At 60.8% G+C, this 12,182-nt stretch carries 9 protein-coding genes; 4 read left to right on the forward strand and 5 right to left on the reverse strand.

Features of this window, described 5'->3' with window-relative positions; all coding sequences use genetic code 11:
- Positions 1-49 precede the first annotated feature (49 nt).
- Both AC1DV6_RS10795 and AC1DV6_RS10800 read right to left on the reverse strand, forming a co-directional pair.
- On the reverse strand, positions 50-4,213 hold the full coding sequence (locus AC1DV6_RS10795; RefSeq protein ID WP_477977470.1) for a bifunctional diguanylate cyclase/phosphodiesterase: 4,164 nt from the start codon (positions 4,211-4,213) through the stop codon (positions 50-52).
- A 61-nt stretch (positions 4,214-4,274) separates the two neighbouring features.
- Positions 4,275-4,829, reverse strand: a complete 555-nt coding sequence (locus tag AC1DV6_RS10800) for a LuxR C-terminal-related transcriptional regulator (RefSeq protein ID WP_477977471.1) — start codon at positions 4,827-4,829, stop codon at positions 4,275-4,277.
- Positions 4,830-4,917: 88 nt separating this feature from the next.
- Here AC1DV6_RS10800 and AC1DV6_RS10805 point away from each other — a divergent pair, with 88 nt between their 5' ends.
- The 4 genes from AC1DV6_RS10805 (at position 4,918) to AC1DV6_RS10820 (ending at position 8,246) form a co-directional block, all read left to right on the forward strand.
- A complete protein-coding gene (locus AC1DV6_RS10805) occupies positions 4,918-5,625 on the forward strand; it encodes a CoA transferase subunit A (protein ID WP_477977472.1) in 708 nt (235 codons plus the stop codon).
- 2 nt (positions 5,626-5,627) lie between these two features.
- Positions 5,628-6,263 carry a 3-oxoacid CoA-transferase subunit B gene (locus AC1DV6_RS10810; RefSeq protein WP_477977473.1) on the forward strand — a complete coding sequence of 212 codons (636 nt, stop codon included), beginning with the start codon at positions 5,628-5,630 and terminating at the stop codon, positions 6,261-6,263.
- 12 nt (positions 6,264-6,275) lie between these two features.
- Positions 6,276-7,643 (forward strand): CoA transferase, encoded by a 1,368-nt coding sequence (locus tag AC1DV6_RS10815; RefSeq protein ID WP_477977474.1) that lies wholly within the window; start codon positions 6,276-6,278, stop codon positions 7,641-7,643.
- Between the two features lie 132 nt (positions 7,644-7,775).
- Entirely contained in the window at positions 7,776-8,246 is a 471-nt protein-coding gene (locus tag AC1DV6_RS10820) for a hypothetical protein (protein WP_477977475.1), read from the forward strand.
- Position 8,247: 1 nt separating this feature from the next.
- Here AC1DV6_RS10820 and AC1DV6_RS10825 read toward each other — a convergent pair whose 3' ends face one another.
- Genes AC1DV6_RS10825 through AC1DV6_RS10835 form a run of 3 tightly spaced genes read right to left on the reverse strand, consistent with a single transcriptional unit; the run spans position 8,248 to position 12,176 of the window.
- Positions 8,248-9,189 carry a 2-hydroxyacid dehydrogenase gene (locus AC1DV6_RS10825; protein ID WP_477977476.1) on the reverse strand — a complete coding sequence of 314 codons (942 nt, stop codon included), beginning with the start codon at positions 9,187-9,189 and terminating at the stop codon, positions 8,248-8,250.
- 1 nt (position 9,190) lies between these two features.
- Positions 9,191-10,735, reverse strand: a complete 1,545-nt coding sequence (gene garD / locus AC1DV6_RS10830) for a galactarate dehydratase (protein WP_477977477.1) — start codon at positions 10,733-10,735, stop codon at positions 9,191-9,193.
- Positions 10,736-10,745: 10 nt separating this feature from the next.
- Positions 10,746-12,176 carry an aldehyde dehydrogenase (NADP(+)) gene (locus AC1DV6_RS10835; RefSeq protein ID WP_477977478.1) on the reverse strand — a complete coding sequence of 477 codons (1,431 nt, stop codon included), beginning with the start codon at positions 12,174-12,176 and terminating at the stop codon, positions 10,746-10,748.
- Positions 12,177-12,182 lie beyond the last annotated feature (6 nt).

The following is a 12,182-nucleotide window of genomic DNA, read 5'->3' on the forward strand; positions in this document are numbered from 1 at the left end:
GGTTGCAAAAGGAGCCTGCGCCCTTTACGGCCTTTGGGGTTTTGCGGGCTCAGCCCAGCGTATCGGCCGCTGCCGGACGTCCAAAGAAGTAGCCTTGGAAGGCATCGCAGCCCGCTTCCGCCAGAAATGCGTGCTGCCCCTCAGTCTCGACGCCCTCGGCGATCACGGTCAGGCCAAGGCTGTGGCCCAGCGCCAATATGGTGCGGGCGATGACCGCATCGCTGGGGTCGGTCAGCACATCGCGCACAAACGACTGGTCGATCTTGAGCTGGTCCAGCGGCAGGCGCTTCAGGTACGACAGCGAGGAATAGCCGGTGCCAAAGTCATCCAGCGAGAAACCCACGCCAAAGGCCTTGATGGCGGTCATCTTGACGATGACGTCCTCCACATCGTGTACCAGGATGCTCTCGGTCAGTTCCAGCTTCAGCAGGCGCGGATTGGCGCCAGTGAGCTGCAGGGCATGGGCCACGTTGGGTACAAAGTCGGCTTGGGCGAACTGCGACGCACTGACGTTGACAGCAATGGTCCAGGCAGCCTTGTCTGGTTGTGTGGTCCAGGCGACAAGTTGTTTGCAAGCTGTCTCAAGAACCCACTGACCCAGCGGCAGGATCAGACCGGTTTGCTCGGCCAATGTGATGAAGTGGAAGGGCGTGACCACGCCTCTGTCAGGGTGGTTCCAGCGCACCAGTGCTTCAACGCCTATGGGGGCGCCTTGGTCGTTGACCTGCATTTGGTAATGCAGCACAAACTCTTCGGCCGAGAGACCGCGGCGCAAGTCCTTTTCCAGCGCGTCATGGGCGGCTACAGCCGCCTGCATTGCCGGGTCGAAAAAGCGCGCCGTATTGCGCCCGGCGGACTTGCTCTGGTACATCGCCAGATCGGCCTTCTTCAGCAGATCGTCCATGCTCTCCTGGTCGCCCAGAAACACCACGATGCCGATGCTCGGCGTGCCGTCGTAGCGTTGGCCGTTCAGGTTGAATGTCGGACGGAACACGTCCAGCAATTTCATCGCAATGACTTCGGCCTGCGTGGCTGCCTCATGGGCTTGCGGGCTTAGTGCCTCAAGCAACACGACAAATTCATCACCACCCAGCCGGGCTACGCTGTCGCCGTCACGCACACAGGCTTGCAGCCTTAGCGCAACCTGGCGCAGCAGCAGGTCGCCCACATCGTGGCCTTGCGTGTCATTGAGCTGTTTGAAATGGTCCAGATCCAGAAACATCAGCGCGCCATGCTTGCTGGAGCGCGTTGACGTGACCATGGCCTGCTTGAGCCGGTCCATCAACAGGCGGCGGTTGGGCAGACCTGTGAGCGGGTCGTAAAAAGCCAGGCGGCGGATTTCCTCTTCGTCCTGGCGCTGCTGCGTGATGTCGCGCACGATGGCAATCAGCGTGGTTTGCCCTTCGCGGGAAATACGCGACATCGACAGGTGGATGGGGAACAGGCTGCCATCCTTGCGCCAGACTTCCATCTGGCGCGACATGCGATTGATTCTTCCCTGCCTGATTTCGTCGAACTGGTAGGGCAGATAGTTGGCGTCATGGTCCTGGTCGGGGCCAGTCAGGAAAATGGTGGCAGAGCAGCCAAGAACCTCAGCGGCGGCATAGCCAAATACATTGCTGGCGGCCTTGTTGAAGGACTCGACCAGGCCTTGTTCGTTGACGGTGATGACACCGTCCACCATGTTGTCCAGAACGGTCTGTGTATGCAGTGCGGATTCGCGCAGCGCATCTTCGGCCTGCTTGCGCTCGGTGACGTCCCGGATCATGCCCATCAGGTTGCCATCGGGCATTGCGGTGGCAATCACCTCGGCGGGGAAGGTCGTTCCATCTTTACGGCGGAAGTGCCACTCGCGGTGGTAGTCGGGACTGGTTTTGATGGTGTCCAGCGCCTCTCCGATATGCGGCACTTCGGTCGATACCACGATGTCGGAGGCATGCAGTCCTATCAACTCTTCACGGGTGTAGCCCAGCATGCGGCATATGCTTTCATTGGCGTCCAGGTAGTAGCTTTGGCTGTCGGCAATCACGATGCCGTCGGGCGCGTATTCAAACAGTGTGCGGTAGCGGGTTTCGCTTTGGCGCACCGCCATCTGCGCCAGCCGCCGATCGGTGATGTCATGGAATACGCCCACCAGTTTGACGGTGCGCCCCTCTTCCACGACCGGAAATCCTTGGGTACGCACCCAGATGTGCCGTCCCTTGGCGGTGACAACGGGCAGTTCCAGATCCCAAGGCGTGCCCTGGGCAACGGCGGCCTGCACAGCTGCGGTGATGCTTGCGCGGGCCTCCGGCGCATAAAAGGCGATGGCTTCTTCTTGGCTTGGTGTCGTTGAGGTTTCCAGATCATGGATGCGGCATGTCTCAGCCGACCAGAACGAACGCATGGTGCGCAGATCACGCTCCCATCCACCCACTTTGGCCAGCTCGCCAATGCGCTCCAGCAGTTCTACATTGACGGCCAGTGCCTCGCGCACGCGGTATTGGTCGGTGACGTCACTGAAGACCAGCACCACGCCTACGATCTGTCCTGCCGTATCGCGAATCGGCGCGGCACTGTCGAAGATCTGGTATTCCGAACCATCGCGCGACAGCAGGGCCGTGTGGTTGGCCAATCCCACCACCTGGCCGCTCTCCATCACCAATTGCACGGGGTTGATCGACGGCGTGCGCGTCTGCGCATTGATGATGCGAAACACATCTGTCAGCGGTTTCCCGGAGGCTTCGGACAATGTCCATCCGGTCAGGCGCTCAGCAGTCGGGTTCATACGGACGATGCGGCCAGCCGTGTCGGTGCTCATCACGGCGTCACCGATGGACTGCAGCGTAGTGGACAGGTCTTCTTCGTTACGACGCAGGCGTTCTTCAGATTGCTTTTGCGCGGTGATGTCCAGCCGTACGCCCATCAGGCGGTTGGGCCTGCCGCCCGCCTCGCGTGTCAGCACGCGGCCAATCACCTGAATCCAGCGGTACTCCCCATCGGCATTGCGCATCCGCGCCTCGTATTGGTAGGGAATGTCTTCGCCGGACAGCACGGCCTGTATGTGTTGACTGACCGCGGCCCGATCGTCCGGATGCAGCCGCTCGACCCACTGCTGGCGATTGGCAAGCCCTTCTTCGGGGTCGTAACCCAGCATCGTGTAATAGGTTGGACTGGCGTACCACTGGTCGTCTCCGGCGATATCCCAGTCCCAGATGCCCACAGCCGCCGCATCGGTGGCCAACTGCAGGCGCTGTGCGGTTTGGACCGCCTCCATTTGGGCTGCGGTCCGTTGCTTCCAGGCACGGTTGAGGAACAGGCAAAACAGCACGCCAGCGACGGCCGCCGCCAGCCAGATCGACAGCGCCAGCACTGCAAGGTTCTGCCAGGGCTTGAGCATCAGCGCATAAGAGTGGCCCACCACTACGATCAGATCAGGCTGCGCCGACAGCGATCTATAGGCCGATACACGGCGCACGCCGTCTATGGGGCTCACGCTCTGGTATCCGTAGGCCGGGTATTGCGCCAGGTATTCTTTGAACAGCGGAACATCCTTGAAGACTTTGCCCATACTGCGTTCGTCAAACGGGCTGCGCATCATCAGCACTGCATCGCGGCGAAACAGCACGATGGAGCCACCTGGCCCCAGGTCAATGGTTCGCCACAAGCTGTCAAAGTAATGGGGATCGACCGCCGCACTGATGGTGCCGATAAATGCGCCGTCGGCAGACCGCAGGGCCCGTGCGGCTGGTATCAGCCACTGGTCCATGCCCCGGATCGGCGGGCTGACCAGGAAGCGGGTTTGGGGTTGGGTCTGCAAGGTCTTGAAATAGTCCATACCCGACAGATCCGCACCGATGCTTCCGATTTCGGTATCAAAGATCAAGCGACCCTGCGCATCGGTGACCCACAAGGATCGCGCGAAGGGCAGGGACTTCAGTTCCTCCTGCAGCAGTTTGCGGGCGGTGTCTTCGGTTAGCACGCCTGCCGCGCGCTGCAGAGCCAGCTTGTCGGTGGCAATTTCCAGGCTCTGGTCTACGGATTGGAGGGTGCGGGTGGTTTGCTCTTCAATGACCTGCGCAAACGACTCAGTCAGGCGCTGGCCGGACTCGATAGCCTGCGTGCGCAAATGGATCAGGGCCAGAGCGACCAGACAGCCGGACACTACCGTGACACCCACTGCGAACCAAAGCAGTTGGTGGCGGGCGATAGCTGGCGCCTGCATTGCTGGCATGTACGGACCCCCTTTTGGTGCAGTCTAAAGGAGTTGCCCGGAATCAACAATGTTGTGGGAATTACCCCGCCATCAGCTTGTGCACCAGATCTGCGGCAGTAGATGCCTTGTATTTGCGCATCAGGCGTGCGCGGTAAATCTCTACGGTGCGGTGGCTGATGGACAACGCTTTGCCAATCTGCTTGGACGTCAGTCCCTGCATCAGATGGGCTGCGACTTCGCGCTCGCGTGCAGTCAGCTCGGCGCGCACCGGGCGTTGCGCGCTCAGGTCTTCAAAGCCCCAGATACCGGCTTCGTGTGGGGCCAGCCGGTTCAGTGCGCGACCCGTTACATGGCACCAGAACGGTTCGCCCTTGAGGCGACCGTCCAGCCGTTTCATGATGCGGTCGTCGGCATAGCTGCCGTTGCGGTTCAGAATGGGCGCGATGCGTTCGCCCGTGCGTTCGTATTCGGAGGCACTGGGGTACAGGATCTGGAACGTCTGGCCAATCAGTTGTTCGCGCGTGGCGCCAAACATTTCGCACAGGCGTTCGTTGCAATCCACGATGGTGCGGTTGCGAGACAGGGCCAGCCCGACGGGGGCGAGCTGGAAGGCCTGTAGGTAATCGATATTCATGAAAGCGAGGGTTTGCGCGAGTAGGCAAAACTACGTATGCGGATAAGTAGTATCGTACGCCCATCATTCCTTTTCTGGAGACACGGCAGTGAACAAGATCTACCCCAGCGCAGCCAAGGCGCTTGAAGGCATTGTGAAAGATGGCCAGTTGCTGGCGGTTGGCGGCTTTGGCTTGTGCGGCATTCCCGAAGCACTGATCGAAGCGCTGCGCGATAGTGGTGCGCAAAACCTCACCGCGATTTCCAATAATGCGGGCGTCGATGGCTTTGGCCTGGGCAAGCTGCTGGAAACACGACAGATCAAGAAGATGATTTCTTCTTACGTAGGCGAAAACAAGGAATTTGAGCGCCAGTATCTGGCGGGCGAATTGCAACTTGAGTTCACGCCCCAAGGTACGCTGGCCGAGAAGCTGCGCGCCGGTGGCGCTGGAATCCCTGCGTTCTTCACCAAGACCGGCGTGGGCACTATCGTGGCCGATGGCAAGGAGCTGCGCGAGTTCGATGGCGAGACCTATGTGATGGAACGCGCGCTGGTGCCGGACGTCTCGCTGGTCAAGGCGCACCGTGCTGACAAGTCCGGCAACCTGCAGTTCCGCTTCACCGCACGCAATTTCAACCCCGCCGTGGCGATGGCGGGAAAAATATGCGTCGTCGAAGTGGAAGAGATTGTGGAGACCGGTGACATTCCTCCAGACCAGGTGCATCTGCCTGGCATTTATGTCCACCGCATCGTGCTCAATGCAACGCCCGAGAAGCGCATTGAGAAGAGAACCATTACTGAAACCGCAGGAGCATAAGCATGGCCTGGACACAAGACCAAATGGCAGCACGCGCTGCGCATGAACTCGAAGACGGGTTCTATGTGAACCTGGGCATCGGCATCCCCACGCTGGTGGCAAACCACACGGGTGACAAGGAAGTCTGGCTGCAGTCAGAGAACGGCATGCTGGGCATTGGCCCTTTCCCGACCGAAGACCAAGTCGACGCCGACCTGATCAACGCCGGCAAGCAGACCGTGACCACGATCAAGGGCTCCAGCATTTTCGGCAGCCACGACAGCTTCGCGATGATCCGCGGCGGCAAGATCAACCTCTCTATCCTGGGTGCAATGCAGGTCAGCGAAAAGGGTGACCTCGCGAACTGGATGATCCCCGGCAAGATGGTCAAGGGCATGGGTGGCGCAATGGACCTGGTCGCAGGCGTCAAGCGTGTGATCGTGCTGATGGAACACGTGGCCAAGAAGAAGGACGGCACGACCGACCTGAAGATTTTGCCGAAGTGCACTTTGCCGCTGACCGGTGTGGGCGTGGTGGATCGCATCATTACCGACCTGGCAGTGATGGATGTGACACCCGAAGGCCTGAAGCTCATTGAGCTGGCGCCCGATGTGACCCGCGAAGAGCTGCAAGCCAAGACAGGCGTGACGCTGATCTAAAGGGTTGAAGACATGGACGCCAGCACCGCACTCGATGGACTGTGGCGGCTGGCGGGTCTGCCGCATGCGGCGCTGGCCCATGCGCATCTCACCGGGGCAGACCCCGTACTCCCTTCTTCTTTTCATGTAGGTACCGCGGCGCAATCCAGCATTGCCGCTGCTGCGCTCGCGGCCTGCGAGCTGGGCTATCAGCGTGGCGCTGCGCGGCAAGAGGTCGGTGTCGATATGAAGCATGCGGCGCTGGAGTGCGTGGAGTGGTTCAGCCTCGATGGCCGCGTGCCCGATCTGTGGGACCCTTTTTCCGGGCTGTACGCCTGCAGCGACGGCTGGGTGCGCATTCATGCCAATTTCCTGCACCACCGCCAGGGTGCCTTGCGTTTGATGGGCCTGAATCCAGAGACTGCACAGCGCGCAGATGCGGAAGCTGCGATGCGCCACTGGCGCGCGGTGGATTTTGAAGCTGCCGCAGCCAACGCGGGGTTGGTTGCCACGGCCGTACGTACCTTCGACGAATGGGATGTCACACCGCAGGCAAAGGCAATAGGCTGTCAACCGCTGTTCACCATTACCCGCATCGGCGACGCCGCGCCACGTCCATTGCCACCGTTGCCTGACGACGCGTTGCCGCTGCAAGGTGTGCGCGTGGTTGACCTGACGCGCATCCTGGCTGGCCCGGTAGGCGGTCGTGCGTTGGCGGCCTACGGCGCAGATGTGCTGATGATCAACTCCCCCCATCTGCCAAACATAGAAGCCATTGCAGTCACCAGTCGCGGAAAATTGTCGGCGCACGTCGATTTGCGCGATACCCACGGGCGTGAGGCGATGAACGCGTTGTTGGCAGACGCGCACGTAATGGTGCAGGGCTACCGACCCGGAGGCTTGTCCGACCTGGGCTTCGGGCCGCACGACGCCGCAGCGAATTGCCCTGGCATCGTCTATGTGTCGCTCTCAGCCTATGGCGCACAAGGTCCTTGGGCTGGGCGCCGCGGTTTTGACTCATTGCTGCAATCCGCGATGGGCTTCAATATGGCCGAAGGGGACGGCAAGCCGCGCGCGTTGCCCATGCAGATCCTCGACCAAGCTACGGGTTACCTGATTGCCTTGGGCGCAGCAGCAGCCCTCGTGCGCCAGCAGCAAGAGGGCGGAAGCTGGCATGTCGAGGTGTCACTCGCACAAACCGCGCATTGGCTGCGCAGCATGGGCCGGGTTGCAAACGGTTTGGCAGTAGCCAAGCCCGATGACACGCCGTACCGGGAGACATCAACCTCCGGCTTTGGCATGCTGCAGTCGCTGCGCCACAGCGCGCAACTAAGTCGCACCCCAGCGCACTGGGCGCGGCCATCGATGCCACCCGGCAGCCATTTACCACGGTGGCCCTGAGTTGTTGTTTTGCAGGGTAAAACCGGGGCCTGTTTGAGTGGAAGCATGTGTTTCGACGGTTAAGATAGCGCGCAGTTGCATAGCGCGGTCCAACATCCCGGGGGAAACATGTCCAGAGCTCTCAAATTTTTGATGTTCATCTACCTCGTGGTGTTTTTGACCACGGGAACCTTCATGGTGTTGATCGTCAACGCGGACGAAGCGTCACAACCCTGGGTCACGCTGCTGGTGCGCAACCACACCATCGTCTTCGCCTGGCACCTGGCGTGCTGGATGGTGCTGGGGATGTTCACCAATTACTACTGGGATCTGTTCAACCAGGGCAAGGGTCTGGATGCCATGCAGGTCCCGCGTATCTTGATCCCGCTGCTGGTGTCGCCCTTCGTGTTTTTGCCCACCTACAACCTGTGGCTGGGCTCCAGTTCGCCGAGCTATCTGCTGTTTGTCGTGTTGTCCATCCAGGCCGGTTTCTTCTGGCACGCCTTGTTCACCAAGGCCGATCAGACGCTTTCCAAAACGGCCAACATCCCATGGACGGTGAACAACGGCACCGCAGCCCGCGTCAGCGTCAAGACCGGAACTACGCCGCCACCGCAAGCCTAAATCAGGCTTGGCCCAACGCTTTCAATAGATTGTGGGTGGCCATCTCGGCCATCGCGCGCCGGGTTTCATGGGTTGCCGAACCAATATGTGGCAGCGCCGTCACCTTGGGATGATTTCTCAGGGGTGACGACATGGGCAAAGGCTCGGTCGCAAATACATCCAGCCCAGCGGCCAACAGATGGCCGGAGTCCAGCGCTGCCAGCAAGGCATCTTCCTGCACCAGTTGGCCACGCCCTCCATTGACGAAGATTGCACCGGCCTTCATGCGTTGAAACTGGGTTGCGCCCATCAGGCCTTGGGTATCCGCCTTTAGCGGCAAAGTCAGCGCGACAAAGTCAGCCACTGCAAGCGCCTCATCCAACGACACCTGCCGACTACTTTGTGCAAGCGAGGGCACGTCCACTTTGGAGCGGTTCACATAGACCACCTGCATTCCGAAGCCCAGCGCAGCGCGGCGGGCCACGGCCTGCCCTATGCGACCGAATCCGATGATGGCCAGCGTTTTTCCGTGAACGTCTGTTCCGTACAGATCGGGCCCAATACTCTTTTGCCATTTGCCGTCACGGACAAAGTTGGACAGCTCGACCAGCCTGCGGCTGCTGGCCAGTAAGAGGGCGAAGATCGTGTCCGCGGTGGTTTCCGTCAGTACGTCTGGTGTGTTGTACAACGCAATGCCGCGTGCGCGCAGATAGTCTTGGTCGTAGTTGTCGATTCCTACCGAAACACTGGAAATAACTTTCAACGCTGTCGCTTGTGCAAGCTCGGGCTCACCCAGCCTGACGCCTGCGCCTATCAGGCCATGGGCCGTCTTCAATTCTTCGCGAAAGCGCTCTGCCTGATCGGGCAATCGTGGGTCGGCGATAACGACCTGACACTTGGATCGGATGCGTTGCAACAGGTCTTCTGGCAGCAGTCCAAAGACAATGACTTTGTGCGATTGCATCTCAGGTGATGGGCGCGGGGTTGAACAGTACCAGCGCGTTTTCCAGCTTCCATTTTTCGGCCCAGGTCTTGCGGCCACTGGCGGTGTCCAGTAGCAGGCGGAACAATTCCCAGCCAGCCTCTTCGATAGATATCTCTCCATCCGCTATGCGGCCGGCATTCATGTCCATCAGATCGTGCCAGCGCCGCGCCAGCTCGGAGCGCGTTGCCACCTTGACTACAGGGCAGGCCGCCAGGCCATAGGGCGTGCCGCGGCCGGTCGTAAACACATGCACATTCATGCCAGCGGCAAGCTGCAAGGTGCCGCAAATGAAATCGCTGGCCGGGGTCGCCGCAAACACCAAGCCCTTCTGATCGGGCCGCAGTTTTTCACCGGGTGGCAATACGCTGCTGATCGCTGCGGTACCGCTCTTGATGATGGAGCCCATCGCCTTCTCGGCAATGTTTGACAAACCACCAGCCTTGTTGCCGGGCGTCGTATTTGCCACCCGATCAGCGCGACCGCGCTCCAGGTATTGGTCGTACCAAGCCAGTTCGCGCACTACGTCTTCGGCCACCGCGTGGGTTGCAGCGCGTGAGGTCAATTGCTCGACTGCGTCGCGGACTTCGGTGTTCTCCGAGAACATCACCGTAGCGCCGGCGCGCACCAGCAAGTCGCTCATGAAGCCGACAGCCGGATTGGCAGTCACGCCAGAGAAGGCATCGCTGCCCCCGCATTGCACACCGACCACCAACGCGCTTGCGGGCACCGTCTGGCGCTTACGGGCATTCAGCCGTTCGAGATGGGGGCGGGCCCGCGCAACGATGTCGTCGATCATTGACACAAAGCCGATGTGCGCCGCATCTTGCAGGCAGACCACATCCAGCGCATTGCCATGGCTGCGCACAGGAATACTGCCCGGCGGCAACAGGCGCTCTGGCTGTAGCTTCTCGCAGCCCAGGCTAACCACTAACACCTCGCCGCCAAAATTCGGGTTCAGGCTGATATTGCGCAGCGTGCGTATCGGTATCTCGGCGCCTGGAGCGTCGATCGCCACGCCGCAGCCATAGCTGTGCTCCAGCGCAACGACGCCATCCACATTCGGAAACAGCGGCAGCAGTTCCTGGCGTATGCGCTGCGCAGCGATGCCTACGACTCCGGCCACGCATTGCACCGTCGTGGTGATCGCCAGCAAATTGCGTGTGCCCACACTGCCATCGGCATTGACATAGCCCTCAAACGTATAACCATCGAGCGGCTTCGCTGCAGGGGCAGGGATGGTTGCCATTGGCAGGCCCTGCAACGCGCGGGCTTGTGGGACTTCCAGTAGTCGTTCATGCACCCAACTGCCAGCCGCAATCGCTTGCTTGGCGAAGCCCACGGGCACGTTGTAGCGGATGACCGCATCGCCCGCGGCGAGGTCCTGCAACGCAACCTTATGGCCTTGCGGCACCTTGTCGCGCAGCACCAGTCCGTCCATCAGCACCGTGCCCGCGGCCAGACCACCGTCATTGGCAACGATGGCGACGTTGTCGCCCGGGTGCATGCGTATGGTCAGCGGTTGCATGGCAATCAATTTAGCAGGGCTGGCCTTGGCGCGCTACCAGCCAGGCCGGTGCATCCTGCAAGGAAACTGGCCGCAAGAAGCGGTCCAGTGCGGCCCAACCGACTGAGGTCGTGAACGGCTCGGTCGATGAAGGGAAGGGGCCGCCATGCTGCTGACCAGCGCTGACCGCTACGCCAGTGGGAAAGCCCGAGAACAAGACGCGACCAGCCACCTGCGATGCCACATGTACCAGGGCCAGGTTGTCTTCGGTGGCCTCGTCCGCTCCCCAGATCGTTGCGGTCAACGAGCCGCCGATGGCTTGCAATACGCTGCCCGCCTGCGCGACCGAATCGGTGCGTACGATCAAAGCCGCCGGGCCAAAGACTTCCTCATGCAGCCTGTCGTCGGCAATGAAGTCGTTTGCATGTACCTGTGCCAAAAACGGGCGAGGGGGCTGGTTTGTATCGCCGTTTTCGGCCAGCAATTTCTCCAGCTTGGGGTGCGTGGCCCACAGTGCTCTGCCTGCATCAAAACCTTTGCGAATGGCCGGTGTCAGCATTGCATGGGGGCTGCTGGCTTTCAGGGCAGTTGCCAATGCGCTGACAAAACCATCACCGACTTCCCCATGCGGCACCACGATGATTCCGGGGCTGGTGCAGAACTGCCCGCAGCCCAGCGTGATCGAGCCTGCCAATCCTTGCGCCAACTCTGCGCCCTTGGCCTGCAATGCGGCGGGCAGTGCAATGATGGGATTGACGGAGCCCAGCTCGCCATAAAAGGGGATGGGCCGTGTACGCGCCTTGGCTACTTTTTGCAGTGCCAACCCGCCGCGCACCGAGCCGGTGAAAGCCACGGCGCAAATGCCGGGGTGTTCGACCAGCGCGACGCCGATCTCCACGCCGTCTCCCTCCACCATACCAAACACGCCACTGGGCAAGCCCTGTGATGCAACTACATCCTTCGCTAGCGCTGCGAGCTTGCGTGACAGCGCCGGATGTCCGGGGTGCGCCTTGACGACCACGGTGCAACCCGCAGCCAATGCCGAGGCGGTATCTCCACCCAGTACCGAAAACGCAAATGGAAAATTGCTGGCGCTGAACATCGCGACCGGCCCTAGGGGCACGCGCATGCGCAATAGGTGTCCATGGCCCGCAGGCGGTGGTCCGGCAACGAAGGGGTCATCGGTGTAGGAAAAGGCCACGCCGCTTTCTACTTGCGTCGCAAAACCGCGGAGCTGAAATGCGGTGCGGTCCAGTTCGCCATTCAGGCGCCCACTGCCCAGATGGGTCTCTGTGTCTGCCAATGGCACCAGGGTTTCGCGTTGCGCTTCCAGCGCGTCTGCCAGGCCGCGCAACAGCGCGGCGCGTGTGGCGGCGGTGGAGCGGGCGTATTGCACAAAGGCCGCACTGGAGGCGGCTACAAGCGTGTTCAGTTCAGCAGGAGTTGTGTTGTTTGTCGTCATAAGTGT

The organism is Rhodoferax sp. P2_H8_2, assembly GCF_056403235.1.